This window comes from Micromonospora sp. NPDC001898 (assembly GCF_042891255.1).
Classification (GTDB): Bacteria; Actinomycetota; Actinomycetes; order Mycobacteriales; family Micromonosporaceae; genus Micromonospora.
In genome coordinates this window covers 120,367-146,774 of the sequence record NZ_JBIATC010000007.1, presented here as the reverse complement: position 1 = coordinate 146,774, position 26,408 = coordinate 120,367, and the positions used below count along the sequence as shown (strand labels likewise).

The window sequence follows — 26,408 nt, the reverse complement described above, 5'->3', positions numbered from 1 at the left end:
ACGGCGGGTCAGCGCCACCGCGAGGACACGGGACCAGGAGACGATCACATGACCGACCCCAATCCGGCGCCCGCGCCCGACCCGACCCGCGGAAACCGGCGCCGGCCGACCGTACTGAGCACGCTGCCGGAGAAGGTGCGCCCCGACCGTGCCGCGTTGCTGATCATCGACATGAGCAACGACTTCCTGCACCCCGCGGGCAAAACGATCGTCCGGGGCGGCCGGGACGTCGGCGCGGCCCGGGCCGTGGTCCCGGTGCAACGCCGGCTCATCGACGCGGCCCACACCGCCGGGGTGCCCGTCATCTACGTGTCACACACCACCCTGCCGGACCACGCCAGTGACTCCGGGCCGTGGCTGGACGCGCGCAGCAGGGCGAGCTTCTCCGTCGTGGACATCTGCATCGACGGATCCTGGGGGCAGCAGGTGATCGACGAACTCACACCGACCGAGGACGACATCCTGGTGAAGAAGTACCGCTACAGCGGGTTCGCCGGGACCAACCTCGACCTGGTGCTGCGGAGCCTCGCCCGGTCGACCGTCATCTGCGCCGGCGTGTCCACCAACGCCTGCGTCGAGGCGACCGCGCGGGAGGCGTTCAGCCACGACTACTACGTGGTCATCCCCGAAGACGCCTGCGCGTCGTGGGACATGGAACTGCACCAGGCCACCCTGGATACCGCCCGACACCGGTACGCCACGGTCGGCCCGGCCGCCGACATCATCGAGATCTGGTCGAGCACAGAGGAACGGCGATGACCCCCACGACACCACGTATCGCCTACTCGTACGGCGAGAGCGGCGCCGGATTGGAACCACCCGCCCCGGGCCGGGGGCTGATCGTGCACGTGGTGCTCAACGTCGAGCACTGGCCGCTGGACGCCCCGATGCCCCGGAAACTCCTGGGTAGCCCGCACGGTGCGGACCACATCCCGGACGTGCCGAACTACAGCTGGGCCGAGTACGGCATGCGCCGGGGACTGCCCCGGGTGGTGTCCGCGCTCACCGGTCGCGGGCTGCCGGCCAGCGTCAGTTTCAACGCCGCCGTCATCGACGCCTATCCGGAGGCGGCCGGGCGACTGCGGGACACCGGCTGGGAGTTCGTCGCACACGGTCTGCACCAGCAGGCGCTGCCGTCGGCGCCGGACGAGAGCGTGGTGATCGACGAATGTCTGCGCAAGATCGAGGAGTTCACCGGCCGGAGACCCAGGGGCTGGCTCGGTCCCGGCCTCCAGGAGACCTTCACGACTCCCGACCTGCTGGCCGCAGCCGGCGTCGACTACACCTGTGACTGGGTGGTCGACGACGTTCCGGTCTGGCTGGCGGCCCAGCCGAGACCGCTGGTCGCGCTGCCGTACTCGCTGGAGTTGAACGACAGCATCATCTACGCCACCGAGAAACACTCCTCCGACGAGATGTACCGGCGATTCACCGAGACCGTCGAGGTGCTCGCCGCCGAGGCGGCGCTCGAACCGAGGGTGCTCACCCTGCCGATCCATCCCCACATGGTCGGAGTGCCGCACCGGATCCGGTACTTCGACCGCATCCTGGACGAGTTGTCGAATCGGGAGGACGTCATCTTTCTCACCGGCAGCGAGATCTGCGACTGGTTCACCGGCCAGCGTCCGGCGACCGAGCACTGACGGTCGGGCCCGGCACTACCGGACGGCCCTTCGCGGTCGCCCTGCCGGCGGTGGCGGCGCGCAGGGGCAGGATGCCGACGGGCCGCCGGGGCACGCGTCGCGCCCCGGCGGCCCGTCGTCGTCAGCCGTTGTTGTCGATCAGGCTGGCAATCTCGTTGTAGATCAGGTGTGCCTTCGCGCCCTGGTTCGACGGGCAGCCGCCGAGGTGGTGCAGGGCGACCACCCGGTGGCTGGCGTTCAGCACCGGCGAGCCCGAGTTGCCGCCGGAGGTGTCACAGCTGTAGCTGATGTTCGAGGTGTTGTAGTTGGCGTTCCGCACGCTGCACGTCGTGCCGTTCTGGGTGTCCTCGTAGATCGACAGTCGCTTCGGGCTGCCGTCGCCGTGCCCCGGGATGTAGATCCGGGTGCCGTTGGTGGTGGCGGTCGTCGCCAGGTACAGCGTGCCGAACGCCTGGATGTTGGCGAAGTTGTTCACCGAGTACAGGGCGTAGTCCAGTTCGCCGGAGCCGCCGCTGCTCACCCTGTGGAGGGTGGCGCCGCTGACCTTGGTGCCGGCGCCGGGGTTCGAGCCGCCGCAGGTGGCGCACTGGTAGTCGAACTGCATCTCGCTGCCGCTGACGGCGGACTGCGTCGAGAAGCAGTGCTTGTTGGTCAGCATCCGGTTGGTGTTGCCGACCCGCCAGGTCGTGCACATCCCACCGCCGCTGATCAGTAGTCGCGCCACCGCCCTGCCGCGGGCGTATTCGGTGGGGTGGCTGCTCTGGTAGCAGACCACGTCGCGGCGCGCGTCGGTGCTGCAGACGGACTGCGTGGAGAAGTTGTGCTGGGTGATCTCCGTGGGGTCGTAGCCGCGCCAGAACCGGTCGATGGTCGCGGCGGTGCCACGGGAGGGGCGGCTGCTGTGCAGCGTCACCACCGCGGTGTCGCCCTCGACCGACATCGCCCAGAAGCCCGGCTGCCCGTCGGTGGTGTAGTCCGAGCCGGTCGCCCGGTTCAGGTGGCGGTCGTACCGGTAGCTCTCGCGGCCGTCGGGGCTCGACACGGTCACGTAGGCGCCGCCGGCCAGTCGCAGGGAGCTGAAGTGCACCTTGACGTACGACGCGCCGGGATGCCGGATGATCTGTTCCTGGCCGCCCCCGGCGTAGGACAGCGAGCCGGCGACGGTGCGGAGTTCACCGACCGTCGTGACGCCCTCGGCCGAGAACTGGTCCGATTCGGGCGCCCGCTCGGACTGTGGTGCGAGAGGCTGGACCGAGTACGCCTCGGCGGCGGGTACCGACAGCAAACTGAGCCCGAGTGTGCAGGCGCCGAGCGCGACCGCCGCCGTTCGTAGACGACGCAGGCTGTGTCTCATCGTCGCTCCTCCCCAGGAACCAGCACCCAGACGTGCTTTCAGCCTTCATACACGAGCATCTCGATACATGCAAATGTATCTATTGACTTGCGGCCTGTGGCGCCGCCGCGCCGGCTCTTTCCTGTGGGGGTGAATTCGACTAGACGTCGGCGCGGGTTCTCACGCGCGGAGGTGGCCGGCGTCGGCCCGGCCGACGAGCTCACGCGGTAGCGCCCCACCGGCCAGGATGGATGGCCAGACCCGTGAGGAGAGCCGATTGACGTAGGTCATTGCCGCGCCTCTCGTGATCACCTAGGTTGGCACACGATCGCACCCTGTCGCACTGAGCACCTCCCCGCTCTGGCGAGGCCGCGAGACACGGACCAATCGCGCCGATCGGTGACTTAAGGAGCTCACGGTGGCCCAGCCGCTCTATCGAAGAACCTTCCCAACCCGCAGGGCGAGCACCCGGCTGGTCGCGTCGGTGGCCGCAGGCGTCCTGCTGCTCGCCGCGACCGCCGTTCCCGCCGCTGCGGCACCCTCCCGCCTGCCGCTACCGGCCGGCCAGGAGACACCTGCGGCACCAGCGGCGCCCGAGCGACCGGCACCCGAGCTTCCGCAGCCCAAGAGCGGGCTCTGGCTGTTGCGGATGGACAAGCCGTCGTTGGTGGCCGCTTCGAGGGCGACCACGGCACGCACCGGCAGGATCGACCCCCGGTCCGCCGCGAGCACCTCCTACGCCACGGAGTTGGCGCGGCAGCAGGACGTGCTGGTGGACGAGATCGAGACCGCCCTGGGCCGCTCCGTGCGGGTCGCCCACACGTACCGGAACGTGATCAACGGACTGGCGGTCGCGGTCAGCGCGGACGAGGCGCAGCACCTGTCCGACCTGCCGGGAGTCGCCGCGGTCGTACCCGACCAGGAACTCACCCTGGAGACGGACACCAGTAACGCGCTGATCCAGTCGGCCGCCGTCTGGCAGGGACAGACCGCAGGGGACGTCGCGACCCGGGGCGAGGGCGTCATCGTCGGGGTTCTGGACTCCGGGGTGAACCCCGGCCATCCGTCGTTCGCGGCGGTGGACGGCGACGGCTACCGGCACACCAACCCGTTCGGCACGGGCAACTACGTCGGCGTTTGCGCTCCGACCCACCCGCGCCCCGAGGCGATCTGCAACGACAAGCTGATCGGCGCCTGGTCGATGGCCGCCGGCACCAACGCCCGGGACGACCACGGTCACGGCAGCCACACCGCCTCGACCGCCGCCGGCAACCGGCACCAGGCGACCATCACCGTCGGCACGGACTCGCACACCCTCACCATTTCCGGGGTCGCACCACGGGCCAACATCATCTCCTACAAGGTCTGCGTGACGACGCTCTGCAACTCCTCGGCGACGATCGCCGCGGTGGACCAGGCGATCACCGACGGTGTGGACGTTCTCAACTACTCGATCTCCGGGCGCGACAACCCGTGGAACGACCTCGTGGACCAGGCGTTCCTGGAGGCATACTCAGCCGGCATCTTCGTCGCCGCCTCCGCCGGCAACAATGGCCCGGCCGCCAGCACCGTCGCGAAGACCGCGCCGTGGAACATGTCCGTCGCCGCGGTCAGCCACGAGCGGGTCGTCGCCCACCGGCTCGACGTGACGGGTCCGACGCCGGCCCCGCCGGCGCTCACCGGCGTCGCCGCCGTGCTGGGGGAGAACTCACCGAGCCCGCCCATCGCGGGAGAGATCCGGTACGCGGGCACCGTCGACCCGGACAACGCGCAGGGCTGCGCGGGCTTCCCGTCAGCGGCGTTCAGCGGCGGGGTAGCCCTGATCCCCAGAGGCGGCTGCGACTTCTCCGTCAAGGTGCGCAACGCCGCCACCGCCGGCGCCACCGGGGTGGTCGTGCACACCCAGTACGGCGGACCGCCGCTGACCATGGGCGCACTCACGGGGAGCACCATCCCCGCCGTGATGGTCAGCCTCGCCGACGGGCAGCGGCTGCGCGCCCACCTGGCCGCCACCGACGGGCCCGTCTCGGTGCGGGTGGGCGCCGGCAGCGAGGTGCTGCGCGACGGGGACTGGACCGACGTGGTGGGCGACTTCAGCTCGCGCGGGCCCAGCCGGTTCGACATGCTCGCGCCCACCGTCGCCGCCCCGGGCCGGAACATCCTCGCCGCCACGATCGGGACGGCCGGCAACCCGGCCCAGTACACCTTCATGCAGGGCACCTCCATGGCCTCGCCGCACGTCGCCGGCGCCGGCGCGCTGCTGGCGGCCCTGCACCCGGACTGGTCACCGACGCGGATCCGCTCCGCGCTGGCGGTCACCGCGGACCGCGACGGGGTGGTGAAGGAGGACGGTGTCACGCCGGCCGACGCGTTCGACATCGGCTCCGGCCGGATCAACCTGGGGCAGGCCGCCCGCACGGGGCTCGTGCTCGACGAGACGGCTGAGAACTTCGCCGCGGCCGATCCCGAGTCCGGCGGCGACCCGCAGACGCTGAACCTGCCGGCCGTCGTCGAACACCACTGCCTGAAGGTCTGCACCTTCACCCGCACGGTGTCCAGCGTGGCCACCGTGGACGCGACCTACCGGGCGGCGGCGCAGGCCCCGGCCGGAGCCCGGATCACGGTCACGCCGACGCAGTTCACGCTGGCGCCCGGCGCCAGCCAGGAGTTGACCGTCAGCCTGGACGTCACCGGCACGCCCCGCAAGGACTGGCTCTTCGGCGCGATCAACCTGACCACCGACGCCCGGCACGGGTCGGGCGGGCAACCGATCGCCCAGGCGCACTTCCCGGTCGCCGTCCTGCCGGCGGCCCCGGACCTGACCCTGGACCCGGCCACGCTGAGCAGCAGCCTGGATGTCGCGCAGGCCGAGAGCCACACCGTCAAGGTGAGCAACGCCGGCGGAGCCGAACTCACCTGGCAGGCGACGGGCGACGGCGCCGGCTGTTCCTGGCCGGCATGGGCGAAGGTGACGCCGGCAACCGGGACGCTGGCCCCGTTCAGCAGCCAGGACATCAAGGTCACCCTCGACTCGACCGGCCTCGACGACGGCGGCGTGTTCCGGGCCGACCTGTGCCTGGCCAGCAACGACCCGAAGAAGCCCACGCCGGCGATCGCGCTGGAACTGACAGTGGTGCCGGTACCGAAGATCGAGGTGGCACCCCGGTCGCTCTCGGCCCGGCAGCCGGCCGGCATGGTCACCAAGCAGTCGTTCACGGTACGCAACTCCGGGCACGGAGTGCTGGACTGGCGGCTCGACGACCCGAACGCGGGCCCGGACGACGAGCGCATCCGGCTCCTGCGTGACGGCGTCCTGTTGATCCCCAACTCGGGCAGCGCCACCCGCGGAGTGATGGCGTTCGACCCGCACTCGGGGAACCTGATCGACCCGCAGTTCATCCCGCACACCGCGTTCGACCCGTCCACCAACCTGTACACACCGTTCCAGATCATCGCCAAGCCGGACGGCAGCGGCTTCCTCATGTCCGACCAGGTCAACTCGGTGATCACCGAGCACGGCCTGGACGGCAGGTTCCGCCGCGTCTTCGCCCCGACCACGGGCGTGCGGGACCCGGCGATCATGACCAACACCCGGGGCATCGCGGTCTCCCCGCGCGGCACCGTCCTGGTCACGGTCGCCAACGGGGACAACGCCAACTCCGTGGTCGAGTTCGACGCCGAGGGCAGGTACCTGGGCAGGTTCGTCGCGCCGGGGGCGGACGGGCTCAAGGGACCGTGGGCGATTCTCTTCCGCGGCGACGACATGCTCGTCTCGGCCAGCGACAGCGACGCCATCCACAGCTTCAGCAAGGACGGCTCGCGCGCCAATGCCCGCTTCTTCAGCGGGCTCAGCTGGCCCGGCCAGCTCGTGGAGCTGCCCAACGGCAACGTACTCGCGGCGAGCTGGGGCAGTGGCTCCACCGCCGGGGTCTGGGAGCTGGACCGTGCCGGCAAGCTCCTCGGCGTCTACGCGCCCGGCGGCAGCGGCTACCAGGGCGTCCACCCCCTCGGCAACGGCAACATCCTGACCACCAGCTCGCGCGGTGTCCACGAGATCGACCGGGCCAATCACCTGGTAGCGGTCAAGAACGACAAGGGCGCGGCCCGGTTCATCACCCACGTACGGCTGCCGGACCTGCAACCGTGCGTGACGCCTGCCGAGGTGCCGTGGCTGAGGACGACGCGCACCGCCGCCGGAACCGGCGCCGGCCAGGCCAGCGAGGTGACGATCTCCCTGGACAGCACCGGGCTGGCCGCCGGCACGTACCGGGCCCAGCTCTGCGTCACCAGCGACGACTCCTCCAATCCTCTGGTGACGCTCCCGGTGAAACTGGAGGTCACCGACCAGACCTGCGGCCAGGTGGTGAGCGGCGAGCACCGAGGCCCGTTGCCGGTCCGGGCCGCGGTGACCTGTCTCGCGCCGGGTGCCAGGGTGTTCGGGCCGGTGAGCGTCGAGAAGGGCGCGGGACTGGTCGCGCTCGACGCCACAGTGACGGGACCGGTGGCCGCCGCCGGGGCCTCGGTGGTGGAACTGACGAACAGTCGGGTCGACGGTCCGGTCTCGGTCACCGGTGCCACCGGCCGGGTCCTGCTGGGCGGGACCCGGGTGACCGGGCCGGTCAGCCTGGTCGACAACCGTACCGGCGACACCCCGATCGTGGTTTCCGGGAACCGGATCGACGGGCCGCTGCGGTGTGTCGGAAACCAGCCGCCACCGGTGAACGGTGGGGCGGCGAACACGGTCGGCGGCCCCAGGTCGGGCCAATGTGGTGGACTGTGATGCGGCGTCCCGGATAGCCCGTCGGTGAGGTAGCCAGATTCGCCGGTGTGGTCGCGGTCGCGGCCACACCGGCGGGTCACCGACGCGGATCCCGGCTCTCCCCTGCACGCACTCCTAGGAGCGTCGGAGGTCCCGGTTAGCATCCGCCGGTGACGCTCACACCTGATGACCTGATCGGCTACGTCGAACGCGACCTCGACGCCGACCTCGCACGGTGGCTCTCCGGCCGTCCTCCCGTCACCGTTCCCGTGGAGACCCGGCCGGTGGCGCCGATGCTCGACCGCCTCCCGCCGGCGTCCGCTACGGCGCTGGCGGCATTCGACCGTCGCGTGCGGTCAGGGCGCATGCCCCAGTTCCTGGACGTGTACGACTGGTCCTACGGGTTCGACTTCGCCGCGAACGACTGCGGGATCCTGGACGCCGACTATCAGACGGAGCTCACCGACGACGACGTCTACCCGATCGGCGCCGACGGCAGCGGCAACCTCTACGTGGTGCTCACCGACGGGCAGGTCGGCCTCTGGTTCCACGAGGAGGAGGTCGTCGAGGGCGACACCCGCTTCGACAACCTCGACGTCTTCCTCTGGTCAGCCGTGCGCTACCAGGCGGTGCGGGCGGGAGTGCTCGAGCGGGCCACGGTCGAGGCCGACTTCCTGTCGCTGAACCAGGACGGCGCGCTGCGGCCCGACCTCGGGCTGCTCAGCGCCATGAAGTAGGGCGACAACCCGCACGGATGCCCTGGCTCGCGGCCTCGCCGGGGCCTGGGACGAGGGGCTCATGTGGGGGGACGTGACCTGATCGATCGGGTAGGCGCGGGGGACTGGCGAGCAGTGCGGATGAGCAGTGCCAGCCGCTCGGGGCGTTCTCGGTCGTTGACGACCCAGCCGACGAGGCTTACTGCCATGCCCGCGGCCACGAGGAGCAGAACGACCATGGGCCAGCCCGCCGCGGCGAGGACGGAAACCACGCCGCCGCTGGCGATGAACATGCTCAACCTTCGCGCGGAGGTCATCCTTGGTCTCCCTCATCGTGCCAGGGGTTCTCGCGAAGGCTTCGGCGAAGCGATGGCGCTGAGATCAGCAGCCGGGTGGCGTAGGCGAGTTGGCGCAGCAGTCCGTCCAGTTCGGCGAGCTCCGCCCAGAACTCCTCGCCGTACCGGGGGCGCTCCACCTCGGGGATGATCCGCAGTGTCATCGCGAGGAGGCGGACCGCGGCGGGTCGCGTACGCGGTCGCGCCGGACGAGCCCGCGCGGTGATGGTGATGGGGGCTGGAAGGACCGCCGCGGACCCCCCACCGGCTCTGAACACTCGTTCCGTCCCGGCCCGGTAACCGCGGAAGTAGTGGCTGGCGTTGGTGGCGATGGCGGTGGGATTCCGCATCACGTGCTGCGGAGCGTACTGCCCAGCCCAGGCAGGAAGGTTCATCGGGTTGCTGCCCGGCACGCGTCGCGGCAGCGGCCCACCTCGGGATGCGTGCCACGGGGGGATCCCGGCTACGCGCCGATCGCTCCGCAGTTGGGTCAGCACGCGGACCAGTACCTCGTCGGTGGCGTCGGGTGTCCGGTGGTGGCTGGTCGGCGGCTTCGGCCGCGGTGCGGGCAGCGGCTGGCGCTCGCCGTCCGCCCCGGTCATGCGCACCCCCCGGACAGTCCCGGTCGCAGGGCCGTCAGGCGGTTCACGGTCGCGGACGCACGCGCGAGGGCGTCGCGCGCCTTCTCGGCCCCGTGCGGGGTCAGTGAGTAGTAGCGGCGGCGTGGTCGCCCGGCCTCGTGCGGGTCGCGGTCTTCCCAGCGCGACTGCAACCAGCCGATGCGTTCGAGCCGAGCCAGGATCGGGTGGAGCGTGCCGCTGGCGAGGCCAGCGGCTGCGCAGATCTCCAGCCCGTAGAGCTCCTGATTGGGGCGCTCCAGGAGTGTTCGCAGGACGAGCTGGGTGGACAGGGTCATCCGCACTTCAGGGGGCATGGTTGAACTCTACCAAGCTAGGTAGAGAACGACTACTGCCGCGCCGGCGTTGGCGGCGGGCCGGTGGAGCACCCCCCGGGGCCGGTCGCCCGCGAATCGGGGACCGGCCGGGGTCGAGGCGTCGCCACCGGGATCGGTGCCGCCGGCGGTGATTGCGACGCGCCCGGCGGGGTTCGGCTGGACAGCGGGATCGTGGCGGGGTAAGACAGCACGGCGAGGCTCCCGGTCGGGGCATCGGATCTTGACCGGCCGCTGTCCTACCGGGAGCCTCGCTCTCATCGATGTCCGGGTTGCCCGCACCCATCGTGATCAGCATGATCACGATGAAAAGGATCGATGTCGACACCGTCAGCCGACACGCTGGAGGAACAGTGGTTACAGGTCGCCCGAACGCTCGGCCGTGGTTGCCGTACACCGCAGCCATCGTGGCCGGGGTCGCGGTCATCGCGGCGGCCTACCTGATCGTCCGGCCTGCGGCGGACGTCGGGTGTACGCCGCTGGAGGTCAGCTCGTCGGTGGAGAAGGACGTACTGCTCGGCGAGTTGGCCGAGCGCTACAACAAGAGCGATCGGCGGTTCGATGGCCGCTGCGCCACCGTGTCCGTGCATGGCCTGACCTCGGGTGCGGCGACGGATGCGCTGGACGGCGACTGGGCCGTCGAACAGCCCGACCTTCCGCGACCGCAGGTGTGGTTGCCGACGTCGACCCTGTGGACCGGGCAGTTGAAGCTGCTCGACGAGGCCGCCGGGCGACCGGCGCAGACCTCCGGCCAATACCCGTCGATCGCGAACAGCCCGCTGGTCATCGCCGTGCCGCGCCCGAAGGGAGAGCTTCTCCAACGACAGGGGCCGCTTGGCTGGGGCGAGATCCTGGGTCTGTCCGGGCGGACGGGCTGGGCCGCCTTCGGTCGCCCCGATTGGGGGCGGTTCACCTTCGGCAAGGTCAACCCGAACCTGTCCACCTCCGGGCTGGCGGCCATCATCGCGACGTACTACGCGGCCATCAACCGGGCCAGCGACCTGACCGAGAGTGACCTGACGAATCCGGGGGTGACCCAGTTCGTCCGCCGGATCGAGGCCAATGTGTCCCACTACAGCGACGACGTGGTGGACCTGCTCAAGAACCTCGCCGAGGCGGACCTGTCCGGCGGCGGCAGTCCGGCCTCGACCGACGTGAGCGCGATCGTGACGCAGGAGGAGTTGGTCTACCAGTACAACGAGGGGGAGCTGAGTCCGACCCGCGGTGAGAAGCCCAAGGTCCCGCTGGTCGCGCTCTATCCGAAGGAGGGCACGTTCAACCTGGACCACCCGTACGTGGTCCTTCCCTCGGCCAACCCGGAGCAGCGTGCCGCCGCCGCCGACTTTCTGAAGTACCTCCAGCAGCCGGCACAACAGCGGAGCTTCAGCCGGCTCGGGTTCCGCGACCACGAGCGGAACGCGTCCGACCCGCTGGTCGCCTCCGTCCGGGGGCGCGGGACAGCCGATCTCACCTACTTCGACCCGCCGAATCCCACCGTGGTCAAGGCGATCCTCACCGGCTGGGACACGCTGCGCAAGAAGGCGAACATCCTCGTCGCCGTCGACACGTCCGGTTCGATGAACGCCAAGATCGGTGACCAGAGCAGATTCCAGGTGGCGACCGCGGCCGCCGCCAAGGGCTTCGGTCTGTTGAACTCCGAGGACCAGGTGGCGCTCTGGTCGTTCTCGTCCGAGACGAAACAGCGGCCGAAGGCGCCCTACAGCGAGGAGGTCCGACTGTCGGCGTTCAACGAGAAGGTTCTCACCAACAAGATCAGCAGTCTCCATGTCGAGGGCGGCACCGCTCTGTACGCCACCGTCCGGGCGGCACGCCGCTACATGCTCGACCACTATGACGAGTCCCGGATCAACGCGGTGGTCGTGTTGACGGACGGCAAGAACGAGTACAGCAAGGACACCAAGCTCGCCCGGCTGCTCCAGGACGTCGCGCTGGATCCGCAACGTCCGGTCAAGATTTTCTGCATCGCGTTCGACGAGCAGTCCGACTTCGTGACCCTGGACCGGATCGCCAAGGCGTCCGCGGGCAAGGCGTTCGACGCCCGCGACACGGCGAAGATCGACGACGCGTTCGTCAAGCTGATCAGCAGCTTCTGACGCGGCAGCGGCGGTGCCTGACCCTGCCGCAGGTGTTCGACGGCAGAGGCAGCGGTAGATGCGCGGTGGCACCGAACACCCCGACCCGGCAAGATACGTGCCACGCGGCCCGCGTCGAGGCGGTGGTGCTGCGGCCGGACCGGTTCGTGTACGGCGTCGTAGCGGCCGGTGAGACCGGCCGGGTGGGTTACGCCCCGGCGGCGGCCCTCGGCACGCCGCAGGCGTCAACCCGGCCGTCCGTCTCGGCGAGAGGGGCCGGACTCAGCGGAGGCTGACGAACCGGTCCCGGCGTGGGAATCCCTCGATCCGGCCTACGGAATAGCCCGACCTGATCCCGTTTCTCTCGTCGGGGAAAGGTCGAGCCTGTTGGACGCCACTGGCGCCCCGCTGGCGATCGACGGAATCGCCCCGGGGCGCCGCACCGACCCCGGGGCGAAAGCCGTCGTCGACGAATAGACCGACCGGTCGACGGACCTGGTTGGCGGGGTACGCGGCTGCCGTGCGACCTCGACTGTCGCGCGATTTCAAGATCCGCGCCCACCACGGGCACTCGTCGCCGTTCCGGTCCAGCGGGGTGGCGTAGAGCCTGCGGTCGTCATACCCGGTGTGCTGGATCTGCGCGTCCTCCGCCACGCGTCCGTCCCGTCGCCTGCCGGCCACACCGCAGGGCCTGACGGTTGACGCCCCACTCCCGGCCCGGGTCGCGGATCGCGCGGCCGGAGCCCTGCTGCCAGCGCGAACATCGGCTGCCCGGCACCTCCTGATGCCCTGGGTGCCCACTTTGTCGCGAGTCAGCCGTAGGGATGACTGGTATATCAGTCGAACGCATGAACGATGTGGACTGAGTGGCCACACTTGCCTCTCGGCAATTGGTGGCGACGAAGCGATCAGCGGTCGCTCCCGACCGCTTCGGCCCGACCGGGGCTGGAATTTCGGCCACGCCCGGCCGGGTTCTTGTGAAGTGAACATGAATGACGTGTTACGGCGGCTCTGGGAAAGGGCACGTCAGTCCGGCTGGTGCCCGTGAAATCCGCATTCAAGGTCCATCGAAACGTGCTACTGCAAGCGGCTTTCGGATCTTGCCGCGCTAGCATCCGGCCGTGCTTGCGTCAATGCTCTACATGCGACACAGTTGGGCCTCCGGGATCCGAAAGGCTAATTGCTAGCCTTCGGCGGCAACCCCGCAGTCCACAAGGGACTGTGGCATTGTCGTCTCCTCATCGGAGGTCTCTACATGGTCCCCACCGGACCTACGCGCCGTCGCGCGACACGACTCGCCCTCGCCGGGATGACCGCGCTCACGGTCGTCCTCGGCACTCAGGCTCCGGGCCTTGCCCGGCCCCCGGCCGCGCCGACCGTGCCGGCCCAGCCGCCGACCTCACCCGGTCTCGGTCAGGTCGCGAGCAAGAAGGAGGCCCGCCCCGGCCCGCTGCCCACGAGGTCCGGCACCGTCAAGGTCACCGAGTCCAAGCAGAGCGCCCGGAGTGGCGGCGTCGGCACTCAGGTGCTCAACGACAAGGTCGCGCTCCGGGCGCTGATCGTGGCCACGAACACGGCGGACTTCGGCGTGGCCACGCTCACGACGACCCTCAACCGGGTCGGCGCGGCCTACGACATCATCTACACCGCCACCGAGTCGATCACCCCGAGCACGCTCGTCCGCACCGACGGCGTCGGCAAGTACAACGCGATCCTGCTCACCAACAGCATGCAGCTCTACGAGTCGGGCGGTAACTACCTCAGCGGCCTGACCAGCACGGAGTGGAACACCCTCTGGGCCTACGAGCGCAACTTCCAGGTCCGGCAGGCCGCCCTCTACACCAGCTACGGAACCTGGCCGGAGGACTACTGCCTCACCTCCAACGGTGAGAGCGCGGTCGGCGACACGCCCCTGCCCGTCTCGCTGACCAGCAACGGCGCCGCGGTCTTCGACTACCTCAACAGCTCCGCCCAGATTCCCGTGACGCAGTCGTACGTCTACCGCACCTCGATCAGGTCCGGCTGCAGCGCCGACGCTCTGATGACCAACGGCTCCGACGTGCTGGCCGTGCGCAGCACCTCTCCCGACGGCCGGGAGCGGATCGCGCTGACGTTCACCTCGAACCAGTACCTGCTCCACTCGGACCTGCTGGTCTACGGCCTGTTCCGGTGGACGACCAAGGGCCTGCACTTCGGTGAGCAGAAGCACCACCTGAACGTCGACATCGACGACTGGTTCAACACCTCGGACCACTACCACGATGACGGCACCGTCGAGTACAGCCCCGGCTTCCAGGTCAGCGGCCACGACACGGTCAACCTCGACGCGCAGCAGACCGCGCTGCGGACCGCCCACCCGCAGGCGTCCGGATTCACCTTCAACATCGCGTACAACGGCGCCGACATCGACCCGTTCGCCGGCGACACGTGCAGCCCCAACGGCGACGCCACCACGCTGACCGCCACCACGAAGTGCCTCAAGAACAACTTCCGGTGGACCAACCACACGTTCAACCACCCCGAGTTGAACACGACGGACTACAGCACCAGCTACAGCGAGATCAACACCAACCGGACCGCGGGCGCGGCGATCGGGCTGAACGCCCCGACCACCGTGCTGAAGACCCCCGAGTACTCCGGCCTCGGTGTCTACAACGACGACCCGGACAACGACACGGGCCCGCCCACCGACCACGGGCTGGCGGCGTCCAACCCCGCGCTGCTGGAGGCTGCGGCGGATCTCGGCATCAACGCGGTGGCGGGCAACATGTCGTTCCCCAGCCACGTGCCGGCGAACTTCAACGGGGCCACCGCACACCCGCTGGACCAGAGCATCGCGGTGGTGCCGTGCTGGCCGACGAACATCGCCTACCACACCACCACCCCGGCGGAGGAGACGGTCTTCTACAACTCCTTCTACGGCCCGAACGGGCTCTTCCCCTACTGGCCCACCGACCGCACCTACCCCCAGGTCCTGGACTACGAGTCCGGGGTGGCGCTACAGCACGTGGCGTCCGGCTCGATCTATGCGCACACGTTCCACATCGCCAACGTGCGCGACTACGGCGCCGGCAAGAGCCTGGTCACCGACTGGGTCAAGGGCGTGCTGACCAAGTACGACTCCTTCTACGCGGTGCCGCTGCTGAACTCGGCGTGGACGGACATCGCCGCGTACACCAAGGCGACCACGGCCCACTTCGCCGCACGCAGCGCCGGGGCCGAGGCGATCTACGACCGGACCACCGGTGACATCACGGTGACCTCGCCGGCCGCCGGCACGCTCCGGCTGGGTGGCGTGACCACGGCCACCACGGGGGCCACCACGTACGGCACCGACGTGACCGTGCCGGTGACGCTCGTGGCGAACACCGCTGTGACGTTCGACGCCGCTCCTCGCCTGTAGGGCCTGGCAGCGACAAGCAGTAACGCGAAGGTGAACGGGAGTAACTGGTGAGGATCGCTCTGGTCTCGGAGGGCACCTACCCCTACGCGATGGGCGGCGTGAGCATCTGGTGCGAGCAGCTCATCCGGGGGATGCCGGACTACCGGTGGGAGGTCGTGGCGCTCACCGTGGACGGTACCGAGGAACCGGTGTTCGACAGGCCGGCGAACCTTGACCGGGTGCACTCGATCCCGTTGTGGGGCGGACGGCCGCCAGGCCGCCGCCCCCAGCGGGGGGTGCTGGTCCCGTCCGGACGGCCCGGCGCGGAATTCCTCGAGTCCTACGAGGTGTTCCTGCGGGCGCTGGTCACCCCGCTGGAGTCGACCCGTTCCCAGGCTGGCTCAGTCAACCGGAGCACCTTCCTGCTCGCCTTGCGCGGCATGTTCGAGTACGCCGCCGGCGGTGGCGACCTGAGCGCGGGCCTGCTCTCCAACGAGGCCCTGAGGATGATGCTGGAAGCCTGGCACACCCTCCGGGTCGACGAGACCGGGCCCGCGCCCAGCGTCGCCGACGCGCTGGAGGCGGCCTGGCTCATCTCGCACATGATGCGACCGCTGAGCGCGCCGCCGGTGCGCGCCGACATCGTGCACTCGTCGATGAACGGCCTCGCCACGCTCGTCGGCATGGCTGCGACGTGGGCCTACGGCACCCCGCTGGTCCTCTCGGAACACGGCATATATCTGCGCGAGCGGTACATCTCGTACCTGAATGACAGCGCACCGCATCCGGTACGGGTGCTGGTGCTGAGCTTCTTCCGCTCACTCGCCGGTGCGGCATATCTGATCACCGGCGCGCTGGCGCCGCACTCGCAGTACAACCGGCGCTGGCAGTTGCACAACGGAGCCGACCCCGAGCGGATGTGGACGATGTACAACGGCGTCGACCCGGACGAGTTCCCTCCGGCGGTCGGTGAACCGGACGTGCCGACCATCTCGTTCATGGGCCGCATCGACCCGCTCAAGGACCTGCACACCCTGATCCGGGCGTACGCGCTGGTCCGCGCGGAGATCCCGACCGCCCGGCTGCGCATCTTCGGTGGGACGCCGGTCGCCAACCAGGTCTACCACGCCAGCTGCCAGGCACTGATCGACGAACTCGGACTGACCGGGCACGCCACGCTGGAGGGCCGGGTCGGCAACGCGGTCGAGGCCTACCACGCCGGCAGCCTGGTCGCGCTGACCAGCATCTCCGAGGGCTTCCCGTACACGGTGGTGGAGGCGATGGCGTGCGGGCGTCCGACCGTGTGCACCAACGTCGGCGGCGTCGCCGAGGCGGTCGGTGACACCGGCTTCGTCGTCGCGCCGCGGGACGTCGCCGGCGTCGCCGACGCCTGCGTGCGGATGCTGCGGGACCGGGACCTGCGGCTGCGGCTCGGTGCGGTCGCCCGGGCCCGGGTCCTGGAGAAGTTCACCCTGCAGCGCTCGTTGCAGGCGTACCGCAACATCTACGAAGGGCTCGCCGCGCCACGGACGGTGTCCGCACCGCCGCGGCACCTGCGCGGCCAGGCGCAGGGCTGGGTCAAAGTCCCGGACCGCAAGATCCGGCCCGGGGTGGCGCCCGTCCCTGCCCGGATACCCCGACAGCGTGGACCCGAAGAGTACGGATCCACCGCGTACCCGCCGCGTCGCGACCCGAATTCGTCCGGATGTCCGCCGGTGCGCCCGGCGGTGGCGCACTCGGACGGCGAGTCGACGGTCGGGATACTGCGCCCCACCGGCGGCCGGCGATGACCTTCCTCAGGGACGCTGACGCCACCGACCCGCTGTGGCGGCCCGGCGTCACGATGACCACCGGAGCGGCGCGCGGCGCCGATCGGGCGGACGAGCCCGAACGCACGATCCTGCTGCCCAGGATCTCCACCGATCCGGTCGACGACCTGGTCGAGCGGGTCCGGCCCCAACTTACCCGCGTCGTCGACGCGCTACAGGTCGCCGCCGCCCTGGAGGCCGACGGGCACACCGACCGGGCCGCCCAGGTCGAGTACGGCTACAGCGACGTCTTCGTGCTCGCCTCCGAGGTGTTCCGGCGGATGGGGCCGACCTCGCCGCTCGTGGACGAGGCACGCACCTCGCCGGCGACCGGCCGGGGCCGCTGGGGCGACCTGCGAACGATCTCGCACGGCCTGCTCTACGTGCTGCCGAGTGCCGCGTTCCCGGCCGTGCTGGCGGTCGTGGGGCGACCGGGTCTGGTGCTCGGGATGATCCTCGCCGGGACGCTCGGCTGGATCTACTCGGGCGTGATCGCCTACTCGGCGTACCGCCTGCTCGGCCTCGGCCGGCCACGCTCGGCGAGCCGGCTACTGCGGACAGCCGCGCTGACCGCGCCCCTGCTCGGCGCGGTGGCCGGCGGCGCGGTGCTGCCGTACGGCGGCCTGTCGCTCGCCACGATGATGGTCCTCCAACTGGCGTACCAGCTGGCCAGCACGCTACTGATCTTCTACCGGCGCGAGTTGTGGCTGGCCCTGGCGATGATCCCGGCCTTCCTGTTCGGCGGGATCTACCTGGTGTCCGGCGGCACGACGCAGCAACGGTGGGCCGTGGGCGCAGCGGCTGTCGGCGTGCTGGCGACCCTCGCCGCGGCGCTCTGGGTAGCCCAGACCGCGGCCCGGGCCGAGGAACCGGCAGCACGGGATCCGCTCTGGCCGGAGGCGCCCGCGCTGCTCGGCGTCGCCGGCTACGGGCTCTGTTCGGCGGCGCTGCTCTTCCACGCGCAGGCACCGTACCTGCTGGGCCGGTTGGACATCGCGGCAGCGGCGGTACCACTGATCCTGTCCATGGGGTTCGTGGAATGGCGGACCAGCCGGTTCTGGGCGAACGCGGTCGCACTGGCCCGGCACACCCGCGAACCGCACGGTTTCGTCGCCGGGGTCTGGCGCATGATCGGCCGGGAGGTCGCTGCATGCCTCGCGGTGCCGGCGGCGCTGGGGGCGGCGTTACTGGCCGGGCTGTTCCACGCGGGCATGCTCTCGGCCGCCGGGGTCGTGATGACGGCCGCGCATGTGGCACTTGCCGGCGCCTACTACCTGGCCTTCCTCCTGGTCGGCCGGGGCCGGTACGGCTGGCTGTGCCTGTCCATGGCGGTCGGGATCGTGCTGCACACCGGGGTCGGCGCTCTGCTCGGCGTCGCGCCGCTGTTCGGGCAGGACGGCCGCGCGCTCGCCGACACCTCGCTCTACCTGGGCAGCGTCGTGCTGCTCCAGGCCCTGTTCGCGCTCGGTCTGGTTCCGGTGATCGGGCAGGTCCGGCACTACCGATAGTCCACTCGAGGCCCTTGGGGAGGTCCGGTTGCACGCGGTGATCCTTGCCGGCGGTAAAGGGGTGCGGTTACGGCCGTATACGACGGCGCTGCCGAAGCCCCTGATGCCGATCGGCGACAGCCACTCGATCCTGCAGATAGTGCTCGACCAGCTCGCGTCGCGCGGGTTCACCTCGGTGACCCTGGCGATCAACCACCTCGGCCCGTTGATCCGGGCCTTCGTCGGGGACGGCCGCCGGTGGGGGCTCGTCATCGACTACGTCGAGGAGGACCAACCGCTCTCCACGGTCGGCCCGTTGTTCGGGCTGAAGGACAGGCTGCCCGACGAGTTCCTGGTCATGAACGGTGACATCCTCACCGACCTGGACTACGGCGACCTGCTCCGCACCCACAAACTCTCCGGCGCGGTACTGACGTTGGCGACCTCCGAGCGGGTGCACCAGATCGACTTCGGCGTGCTGGACGTGGACGCCGGGCGGATCGTCGGGTTCCGGGAGAAGCCGGCGCTGCGCTACCCGGTCAGCATGGGCGTGTACGGGATGTCGCGCAAGACGCTCGATCCCTACCCGGCGGGGCTCGCCCTCGGCTTCGACCAGCTGGTGCTGGACCTGCTCGCGGGCGACGACCCCCCGGTGACGTACCCGTTCGACGGGTTCTGGCTGGACATCGGCCGGCCGGAGGACTACGACGAGGCGAACCGCTCGTTCCCACAGCTCAAGCCGATCCTGTTGCCCGGCCACCCGAAGCCGCTGGGGGTGGCCCTCGGTGAGGGGACGGCCGCCGGCGACCCGCTGGCCGTCGCGGACCTGTCGGCCGTCGTGCGAGCCGGAGAGTTGACGTGACGCGGGTGCTGCTCTTCGGAGCGTCCGGCTTCATCGGCGGGCACGCGCGCGCCGCCCTGGAGTCGGACCCGAGGGTGACCGAGGTGATCTGCCCGGGCCGGGCGACCTTCGACCTGCTCGACGGCGAACCGGACGCCCTCGCGGCGATCCTGCGCGAGGTCGCCCCGGACGCGGTGGTCAACTGCGTGGGCGCCCTCACCGGCTCCGCCGCACAACTGGTCACGGCGAATACGCTGGTCGCGGCGAAACTGCTGGAGGCGACCGCCGCCGCGGCGCCGCAGGCCCGACTGGTCCGGCTCGGTTCGGCCGGCGAGTACGGCCCGGTGCCGGATCGTGCCTCGGTCACCGAGGAGGAGCCGGCGCAGCCGGTCAGCGCGTACGGCGTCAGCCACCTGGCCGGTACCCGGCTGTTCCAGCTCGCCGGCGAGTCCGGGCAGGCCGACGCGGTTTCGCTGCGGGTCTTCAACCCGATCGGCCCCGGCATGTCGGAGGAGAACCTGCTCGGCCGTGCGGCGGCGCGCATCCGTGGCGCACTGGCCGACGGCGCTGCGGAGATCACCCTGGGGCCGCTCTCGGCGTACCGGGACTTCGTCGACGTGCGGGATCTCGCCGCGCTGATCGTCGCGGCGGTGCTCGCGCCCGAGCTACGGCACCGGGTCTTCAACGCGGGCAGCGGCCGGGCGGTCGCCGCGCGGGAGGCGGTCGAGCTGCTGGCCGGCACGGCGGGCTACCGTGGCCGGATCCGTGAGGCCGGTACCGGGCCGCAGCGCTCGATGGCGGTCAACTGGATCCGGGCCGACGTCAACCGGGCGGACCACGAGCTGGGTTGGTCGCCGGTGCGCGACCTGGCGACATCGATCAAGGACATCTGGGCCGCCGGGGAGACGCGGTGAGCCGTCGGTTCCCGGTCGGCGGGAACCGGCGGCTCCTCGTGGCCGCCCTCGCCGGGCTGACCGTGCTGGTGGCGACCGCGATGTGGGGGTTCGTCGGCCGTCGGCCGGGCAGCGGACCGGTGTCGGCGCCGCCACCCGGCGCCAGCACCGCACCGGTCAGTCCGGTCAGTTCAGGCAGTCCGGTCCCAGGTCCGGCCGACGTTTCCCCGTCCACGGCGCGGCCGATCGACCCGGCCACCGCCGTACCCGGTGGTGTCGCCACCACGTCGCCCGGGACGATCCGCGACTGGGCGTACCAGCTACAGGGGTACGCCGACGGCCGGCTCGACGCGCTGACCCGGGGCCGGTATCAGCTCGCCGTCGTCGACCTGACCCGGGACGGGCACACCGGCTACTTCACCGCTGCCGAGATCGGCGCGCTGCGCCGCAGCGGCAAGCGGGTGCTGGCGTACTTCGAGATCGGCAGCATCGAGAACTTCCGCCCGGAGTACCCGGTGATCCGCCGCGATGCCCCGGACCTGCTGGCCAACGAGTGGACGGACTGGCCCGGCGAGTACTTCGTCCGCTACTGGGACCCCCGCTGGTGGGAGCGGGTCGTGCGGGCCCGGGTCGATCAGGCGCTGCGCGCCGGCTTCGACGGGGTCTACCTGGACACACCGCTGGCGTACGAGGAGATCTCCCTGGCTGCCACCCAGGGCCGCGACCGCGCGCGGCTCGGTGCCGAGATGGCCGCCCTGATCGTCAGGATCAGCGAGTACGCCAAGGCCAAGCGGCCCGGCTTCCTGATCGTTCCACAGAACTCTCCCGAGCTGCGCGAGCAGTCGGGTTACACCGCCGCCGTCGACGGCATCGCGATGGAGGAGCTCTTCTACCTCGCCACGGACGAGCCGTGCACCCAGAGCTGGTGCGCGGAGAACCTGGCGCACACCCGGGCGCTGCGCGATGCCGGCAAGTTCGTGCTCGCGGTCGACTACGCCGTGCGCGCCGACCACGTACGCGGGGCCTGCCGCCGCTACCGCGCGGAACGGTTCGCCGGCACGGTCACCGTCCGGGCTCTCGATCGGCTCACCGCCCGCTGCGGCTGAGTGCGTCGCGGACGGCCGGGCCCCCGCGACGGGAGGTCCGAGCAGCGGACCTCGCCTCAATCACGTCACATGAAACGAAAGGGACAAAACGAATGAGCACAAAGATCGGGGTCGTCGGCCTGGGCTACGTGGGGCTCACCCTCACCGCCGCCCTCGCCGACAAGGGCTTCACGGTGTACGGCGCAGACGTGTCACCGGCGGTGCTGGAGTCGCTCTCCCGCGGCCGGCCGCACATCTTCGAGCCCGGCATCGAGGACGTCTTCGCCGCCCACCTCGGCAAGAACATCCATGTGGGCGCCGACCTGCCGAAGGACACCGTCGACGTGGCGGTGATCAGCGTGTCGACGCCGGTCGACAACATCACCCAGCGTCCCAATCTGGCGAACCTGGCCGCCGCCGCCCGGGTCGTCGCCGCCAGTTGCCGCCCGGACACCCTGGTGGTGGTCCGCAGCACGGTGCCGGTCGGCACGAGCCGCCGGGTGGTGTTGCCGGAACTCCAGGCCGCCTGGGGCGAGCAGGTCCGGCTGGTGATGGCGCCGGAACGGACCATCCAGGGCCAGGCGCTGCGTGAACTCGTCGAGCTGCCGCAGGTGATCGGCGGCCTGGACGCCGAGAGCCTCGCCGCCGGGATCGAGTTCTTCAACGGACTGGTGCGGGCCGTCGTCCCGGTGTCCGGACTGGAGACCGCCGAGCTGGTGAAGCTCTCGAACAACTGCCACACCGACCTGATCTACTCCTTCGGCAACGAGATCGCGCTGATCGCCGAGCGGCACGGCCTCGACCCCCTTGAGGTGATCAACGCGGCGAACGTCGACTACCCGCGCCCCGACCTCGCCAAGCCCGGGTACGTCGGGGGTGGCTGCCTCTCCAAGGATCCGTACATCATGATCGACAGCGCGGGTGACCGCCGGCCCTTCCTCGTCGGCAAGGCCCGCCAACTCAACGAGTACCTGCCGATCCACGTCGGTGAGACCGTGGTCCGGATGCTGATCGAGGCGCGTGGCCGCAGCCTCGGTGCGCGCCTGGCGGTGCTCGGCTGGGCGTACAAGGGCTGGCCGGCCACCGACGACATGCGCGGCACCCCGATCGCCACCATGATGCGGGTCTTCTCCGCCGCCGGCGTCACCGTCCTCGGTCACGACCCGATGGTCACCGACGACGTGATCCGGCAGTACGGGGGCGAACCGGTCAGCCTGGACAAGGCGTTCACCGAGGCGGACGCCGTCCTGATCATCAACGACCACCCGGACTACCGGGCGATCCAGGTCCCGGAGGTGCTCGGCGCCGCGCGGCCGGCGTTCATCTACGACTCGTGGCGGGTGCTCGACTCCGACGCGGTCATGGCCGCCGGGGTCCGCTACGCGGGCCTCGGCTACCTGCCGCCCGCCCCCGTCGCATCCGGGTCGGCCGCACCGGCCGCGCAGGTGGTGCCGGCATGAGGGCGCTTCTGCTCGGCGGGGCCGGCTTCATCGGCCTGCACCTCGCCCGCCGCCTCGTCTCCGACGGCCACCAGGTGACGATCGTGGACGACTTCTCCCGCGGCCGTGACGACGCCGACCTCGACCGCCTGCGGAGCGACCCGGCGGTGCGGGTGGTCTCCGGAGACCTGACCGCCCCGGACACCTGGGCCGCTCTACCGACGGGCTGGGACCAGATCTACCTGCTCGCCGCCGTCGTCGGGGTCCGTAACGTGGAGCAGGATCCGGCCCGGGTGGTCCGGGTCAACACCCTTTCCGCGATGCACCTGCTCGACTGGGTGGCCCCTGGCGAGCGGGTCTTCTTCGCCTCCACCAGCGAGGTCTACGCCGGGGGCGTGACGGCCGGGGTGGTACCGGTGCCGACGCCTGAGACCGTGCCGACGATGATCTCCGACATCTCGGCGCCCCGCTTCGCGTACGCGGCCAGCAAACTGCTCGGTGAGGCCGCCCTCCTGCACACGGCCCGGGCCCGCGGCTTCGAGACCGTGGTGGGCCGCTTCCACAACGTGTACGGACCACGGATGGGCGCCGACCACGTCATTCCGGAGATGTCCCTGCGCGCCCTGCGGGGAGCCGACCCGTTCCCGGTGCCCGGCGCCGACCAGTACCGGGCGTTCTGCCATGTGGACGACGCCGTCGAGGCCATGCTGCGGCTGATGGCCGCCCCGGCCGCCGCGGGTCAGATCGTGCACATCGGCAACGACCGCGAGGAGACCAACATCGGGGACCTCGCCAAGCTGGTCCTACGCGTGGCCGGGGTGAGCCCCGCGATCGAGCCCGAGACCGCGCCGCCCGGCTCGGTCGCCCGCCGCTGCCCGGACCTGTCCCGGCTACGGGAGCTGACGGGCTACGAGCCGACCGTCAGCCTGGAGGAGGGCGTGCGCACCACCTTCTCCTGGTACCGAGAGCACGGGTGGCCGTGATGATCCGGCGTCCCATCTGTTTCTACTACGGCGACGGGCATCTGGACCGCCTCGCCGGGTATGTGCGCGTGGTCCTGCAGCCGGACTTCTACCAACCCGCCGAGCTGCGATACCTCGCGGAGCAGGACGTGCAGACGCTCGCCTACCTGTCGCTGTCGGAGGACCAGGGCCCGCCCGCGCCCTGGCAGCGCCAGGAACGCAACCCGGACTGGGGTGGAGCATTCGTCCAGGTCGGCCACCCGCTCTGGGTGGCGCACGTGGTCGGTGCGGCGAAGAAGGCGATCGCCCAGGGCTACGCGGGGCTCTTTCTGGACACGCTCAATGTCGAGCTGACCTATCCCGAGGACGTGCCACACCTGCTCACCCTGGTCGCTGCGGTACGGGAGGAAGCCAAGCCCGCGTACCTGCTGGCCAACCGGGGCTTCGGCATGCTTCCTCGGCTGGCCGAGATCGTCGACGGCATCGTCTTCGAGTCGTTCACGGCCCGATGGACCGACGACGGCTACGCCCCGTGGCCGCCCGACGTGCTGGAGTTCCACGCCCAGATCGCTGAGCAACTGCTACAGCTGGAACTGGACCTGTACAGCCTCGACTACGCCGACAGCCAGGGGTTGACCGAGTTCGCCGAACGCCGGGCCCGCCAGTTCGGTCTCCAGTCCTTCGTCAGCGACCGCGCACTGTCCCAGACCTGACCGCCTGACCGTTCGCACCCTCCCCGCCGGGCCGGGGCCGGGCCGCGCGAGTTGCTCCCAACCGCGCGCCCGGCTCCAGCCCGGCGAGGGCCGGGCTCCCGTCGCTCTCTCGGCCGCGTACGCGTCGGGCTGTGCGTGAGGCGCACGCGCGCCGCGGTCAATGCCCACTCGGTGCGGGGGGCGTCGCGGTCGGTGCCGCCCGCTGTCGCCACCGAGGTCTGGGGCCCGGGCGTGGGCGCCGCTGCACCGCAGGTACGCCTCCCGGTGCCGATGGAGCTGAGTCGGATACGACATCAGCCGCGCTCGCCGACCGCACGCGACGCTCCGACCGTGCCTGCTCACGCCACCAGGTGCTGCTCGGCCAGTTCGGCCAGCCGCACGGTGCACAGGCCGTTGCGTTCGGCCCGCACGTCGGTCACCTCGAGCTGCGTGCCGGGGGCGAGGATGAACTCCTCCTCGCCGGTGAACGCGGAGAACCTGCGGATGCCCACCGCCCGCACGGGAAGCACCTCGAAGAGCGTCCGCTTGCCGCGGCCGCCGAGGAACGCCTGGGCCACGCTGAGCTTCGACGTGCACGAGGACACGCCCCACCACGTCACGGTCCGGCCGAGCGGATACTGCGCCCGCAGGTCCAGTGACACCCCGCGCCACAGCGGCTCCCTGCGGGCCGGAAGCCGCGACACCGCCGAGAACAACAGCCGCAGGTACGGCAGGTACGGGAGGATCTGGCTGCGGTCCGGGTTGCGCAGGGTGGCGTTGATCTGCCGATAGAACGCCGACTCGCAGGTGTACAGGTAGAGGGCGGCGACCTCGTCGACGGACAGGCCGTCGGCCCCGCCGTCCACCCGCGTCTCGCCGAACTGGCGCGACTGCTCCACGTGCCGGTCGAGCCCCGACAGCAGCTTGGCCACCGGTGCGGCGGCCTCGCGGAAGTCCATGAGGGGGGTGTCGTACACGCCGGTGATCGCGGGAAGTACGAGCCCCTCGTCCTTGACGCCGGCGAGCCGCTCAAGGTAGAGCTTGTGAAGCTCCATCGTGGAGGCGATGAACGCCCCCATCCGGTCGGCCATGCCCGCGTCCGTGCCGCCGGCCTGCCCGGTCAGCGTGCTCCACCCCTTGCTGGGCAGCCAGTCGATCTCCTCGGCCCCCAGCGTCCTGAGGGCCGCGTTCACGTCGGCGAAGTGGTTCCCGTCGCAGAAGATGTCACCCTGGGCCGCGGGGTTGGGGTGGTCGATGTGCCGGACCTCCACCTCGGGGTACTTCTTCTCGAGCTGGAGCACGATCTTCTTCAGGTTGCGGGCGTGCGCCCCCCACCACGCGAACACCACGCCCCGGTCTTCTTCGTCGGCGTGCTGCTTGGCCCTCAGGATCTCCTCGACGAGCTTCTCGACGACCGGTTGCCAGAAGGCAGTGTGCTGGCCGGTGGACATCGCGCCGTCGCTGCTCGCGGTGAGTGCCGCGTTCAGAAGCAACACGCCCTGCGTGAGCATCGCCTGGAACCACTCCGGCGGCTGCACGGTGTCGTGTTCCTCCAGCAGGGCGCGAATGTCCCCGATCGGCGTCCTCTTGGGGATGCCGTGCTTCCACATCGCCGCGGCCTTGATGATGCAGCGAATGGTGACGACCCTGCCGAACTGGCTGTCGGCCCAGTCGTGGAAGGTGTTGTCGAACATGGCGATGCCGGTGGCACTCTCGGGCCGTGGGTACGGGTTCTGGCCGAATACGACGACCTTCCACTTGTGCGGCGGGTTGGGCTTGAGCGCCTGGAAGGTCAGTTCCCGGACGGGTACGACCTTCGGGGCGCGGCCCGGGCCGATGAACGTGGCCGCGGCCGGCTGCGCCTCGATGACCGGTTTCAGGAGCGGCAGCCACGGCTCGCCGCCGCCCTTGAAGAGCTCGGCGAGGGCCAGCGGATCGGTCGGGTCGGGGGCGTCGGCGTCGCTCATCGTGGGCTCCTGAGGTGGCGA

General features: G+C 70.5%; 19 protein-coding genes. 14 read left to right on the top strand and 5 right to left on the bottom strand.

The genetic code is table 11. From position 1 onward, the window contains the following. Positions 1-48 precede the first annotated feature (48 nt). Positions 49-759 carry a cysteine hydrolase family protein gene (locus ACFYZF_RS18175; RefSeq protein ID WP_387021908.1) on the top strand — a complete coding sequence of 237 codons (711 nt, stop codon included), beginning with the start codon at positions 49-51 and terminating at the stop codon, positions 757-759. Further along, positions 756-1,643: a polysaccharide deacetylase family protein gene (locus ACFYZF_RS18170; RefSeq protein WP_387021905.1), complete on the top strand. Its 888-nt coding sequence runs from the start codon at positions 756-758 to the stop codon at positions 1,641-1,643. Before ACFYZF_RS18175 ends, ACFYZF_RS18170 begins: the two co-directional genes overlap by 4 nt. A gap of 121 nt (positions 1,644-1,764) precedes the next feature. Here ACFYZF_RS18170 and ACFYZF_RS18165 read toward each other — a convergent pair whose 3' ends face one another. Next, positions 1,765-2,997 carry a trypsin-like serine peptidase gene (locus ACFYZF_RS18165; protein WP_387021902.1) on the bottom strand — a complete coding sequence of 411 codons (1,233 nt, stop codon included), beginning with the start codon at positions 2,995-2,997 and terminating at the stop codon, positions 1,765-1,767. A gap of 397 nt (positions 2,998-3,394) precedes the next feature. Between ACFYZF_RS18165 and ACFYZF_RS18160 the strand changes: the two genes are divergently transcribed. Next, on the top strand, positions 3,395-7,756 hold the full coding sequence (locus ACFYZF_RS18160; RefSeq protein WP_387021900.1) for a S8 family serine peptidase: 4,362 nt from the start codon (positions 3,395-3,397) through the stop codon (positions 7,754-7,756). 149 nt (positions 7,757-7,905) lie between these two features. Further along, positions 7,906-8,472, top strand: coding sequence for a hypothetical protein (locus tag ACFYZF_RS18155; RefSeq protein WP_387021897.1), 567 nt, complete (start codon positions 7,906-7,908; stop codon positions 8,470-8,472). Between the two features lie 59 nt (positions 8,473-8,531). Here ACFYZF_RS18155 and ACFYZF_RS18150 read toward each other — a convergent pair whose 3' ends face one another. The 3 genes from ACFYZF_RS18150 to ACFYZF_RS18140 all read right to left on the bottom strand — a co-directional run bounded on the left by ACFYZF_RS18150 (position 8,532) and on the right by ACFYZF_RS18140 (position 9,720). Beyond that, positions 8,532-8,744 carry a hypothetical protein gene (locus ACFYZF_RS18150; protein ID WP_387021894.1) on the bottom strand — a complete coding sequence of 71 codons (213 nt, stop codon included), beginning with the start codon at positions 8,742-8,744 and terminating at the stop codon, positions 8,532-8,534. A gap of 20 nt (positions 8,745-8,764) precedes the next feature. Further along, a complete protein-coding gene (locus ACFYZF_RS18145; RefSeq protein ID WP_387021892.1) occupies positions 8,765-8,950 on the bottom strand; it encodes a hypothetical protein in 186 nt (61 codons plus the stop codon). A 434-nt stretch (positions 8,951-9,384) separates the two neighbouring features. Beyond that, positions 9,385-9,720 (bottom strand): PadR family transcriptional regulator, encoded by a 336-nt coding sequence (locus ACFYZF_RS18140; RefSeq protein WP_387021889.1) that lies wholly within the window; start codon positions 9,718-9,720, stop codon positions 9,385-9,387. Positions 9,721-10,034: 314 nt separating this feature from the next. Between ACFYZF_RS18140 and ACFYZF_RS18135 the strand changes: the two genes are divergently transcribed. The 10 genes from ACFYZF_RS18135 to ACFYZF_RS18090 all read left to right on the top strand — a co-directional run bounded on the left by ACFYZF_RS18135 (position 10,035) and on the right by ACFYZF_RS18090 (position 24,441). Then, a complete protein-coding gene (locus ACFYZF_RS18135; RefSeq protein ID WP_387021887.1) occupies positions 10,035-11,852 on the top strand; it encodes an extracellular solute-binding protein in 1,818 nt (605 codons plus the stop codon). A gap of 1,288 nt (positions 11,853-13,140) precedes the next feature. Continuing rightward, a complete protein-coding gene (locus tag ACFYZF_RS18130) occupies positions 13,141-15,234 on the top strand; it encodes a hypothetical protein (RefSeq protein WP_387021885.1) in 2,094 nt (697 codons plus the stop codon). A gap of 47 nt (positions 15,235-15,281) precedes the next feature. Further along, positions 15,282-17,003, top strand: coding sequence for a GT4 family glycosyltransferase PelF (gene pelF / locus ACFYZF_RS18125; protein WP_387021883.1), 1,722 nt, complete (start codon positions 15,282-15,284; stop codon positions 17,001-17,003). Then, entirely contained in the window at positions 17,000-18,529 is a 1,530-nt protein-coding gene (locus tag ACFYZF_RS18120) for a hypothetical protein (RefSeq protein WP_387021881.1), read from the top strand. Before pelF ends, ACFYZF_RS18120 begins: the two co-directional genes overlap by 4 nt. Positions 18,530-18,566: 37 nt before the next feature. Further along, positions 18,567-19,370 (top strand): sugar phosphate nucleotidyltransferase, encoded by an 804-nt coding sequence (locus tag ACFYZF_RS18115; RefSeq protein ID WP_387022170.1) that lies wholly within the window; start codon positions 18,567-18,569, stop codon positions 19,368-19,370. After that, positions 19,367-20,263 carry an NAD-dependent epimerase/dehydratase family protein gene (locus ACFYZF_RS18110; protein ID WP_387021879.1) on the top strand — a complete coding sequence of 299 codons (897 nt, stop codon included), beginning with the start codon at positions 19,367-19,369 and terminating at the stop codon, positions 20,261-20,263. The genes ACFYZF_RS18115 and ACFYZF_RS18110 overlap by 4 nt, the downstream gene beginning before the upstream one ends. Continuing rightward, on the top strand, positions 20,260-21,348 hold the full coding sequence (locus ACFYZF_RS18105) for an endo alpha-1,4 polygalactosaminidase (RefSeq protein WP_387021877.1): 1,089 nt from the start codon (positions 20,260-20,262) through the stop codon (positions 21,346-21,348). Before ACFYZF_RS18110 ends, ACFYZF_RS18105 begins: the two co-directional genes overlap by 4 nt. 92 nt (positions 21,349-21,440) lie before the next feature. Further along, entirely contained in the window at positions 21,441-22,787 is a 1,347-nt protein-coding gene (locus tag ACFYZF_RS18100; RefSeq protein WP_387021875.1) for a nucleotide sugar dehydrogenase, read from the top strand. Then, on the top strand, positions 22,784-23,749 hold the full coding sequence (locus ACFYZF_RS18095; RefSeq protein WP_387021873.1) for an NAD-dependent epimerase/dehydratase family protein: 966 nt from the start codon (positions 22,784-22,786) through the stop codon (positions 23,747-23,749). Before ACFYZF_RS18100 ends, ACFYZF_RS18095 begins: the two co-directional genes overlap by 4 nt. Then, positions 23,749-24,441: a hypothetical protein gene (locus ACFYZF_RS18090; RefSeq protein ID WP_387021870.1), complete on the top strand. Its 693-nt coding sequence runs from the start codon at positions 23,749-23,751 to the stop codon at positions 24,439-24,441. Before ACFYZF_RS18095 ends, ACFYZF_RS18090 begins: the two co-directional genes overlap by 1 nt. 338 nt (positions 24,442-24,779) lie before the next feature. Here the strand turns inward: ACFYZF_RS18090 and ACFYZF_RS18085 are convergent, their stop codons facing one another. Continuing rightward, positions 24,780-26,387, bottom strand: a complete 1,608-nt coding sequence (locus ACFYZF_RS18085) for an ADP-ribosyltransferase domain-containing protein (protein ID WP_387021867.1) — start codon at positions 26,385-26,387, stop codon at positions 24,780-24,782. Positions 26,388-26,408: the final 21 nt, after the last annotated feature.

Coding starts and splice junctions, on each gene's coding strand:
- ACFYZF_RS18145 (WP_387021892.1), bottom strand. CDS start 8,950: ATGACACTGCGGATCATCCCCGAGGTGGAGCGCCCCCGGTACGGCGAG.
- ACFYZF_RS18100 (WP_387021875.1), top strand. CDS start 21,441: ATGAGCACAAAGATCGGGGTCGTCGGCCTGGGCTACGTGGGGCTCACC.
- ACFYZF_RS18140 (WP_387021889.1), bottom strand. CDS start 9,720: ATGCCCCCTGAAGTGCGGATGACCCTGTCCACCCAGCTCGTCCTGCGA.
- ACFYZF_RS18170 (WP_387021905.1), top strand. CDS start 756: ATGACCCCCACGACACCACGTATCGCCTACTCGTACGGCGAGAGCGGC.
- ACFYZF_RS18095 (WP_387021873.1), top strand. CDS start 22,784: ATGAGGGCGCTTCTGCTCGGCGGGGCCGGCTTCATCGGCCTGCACCTC.
- ACFYZF_RS18120 (WP_387021881.1), top strand. CDS start 17,000: ATGACCTTCCTCAGGGACGCTGACGCCACCGACCCGCTGTGGCGGCCC.
- ACFYZF_RS18150 (WP_387021894.1), bottom strand. CDS start 8,744: ATGTTCATCGCCAGCGGCGGCGTGGTTTCCGTCCTCGCCGCGGCGGGC.
- ACFYZF_RS18165 (WP_387021902.1), bottom strand. CDS start 2,997: ATGAGACACAGCCTGCGTCGTCTACGAACGGCGGCGGTCGCGCTCGGC.
- ACFYZF_RS18135 (WP_387021887.1), top strand. CDS start 10,035: ATGATCACGATGAAAAGGATCGATGTCGACACCGTCAGCCGACACGCT.
- ACFYZF_RS18085 (WP_387021867.1), bottom strand. CDS start 26,387: ATGAGCGACGCCGACGCCCCCGACCCGACCGATCCGCTGGCCCTCGCC.
- ACFYZF_RS18175 (WP_387021908.1), top strand. CDS start 49: ATGACCGACCCCAATCCGGCGCCCGCGCCCGACCCGACCCGCGGAAAC.
- ACFYZF_RS18130 (WP_387021885.1), top strand. CDS start 13,141: ATGACCGCGCTCACGGTCGTCCTCGGCACTCAGGCTCCGGGCCTTGCC.
- ACFYZF_RS18090 (WP_387021870.1), top strand. CDS start 23,749: ATGATCCGGCGTCCCATCTGTTTCTACTACGGCGACGGGCATCTGGAC.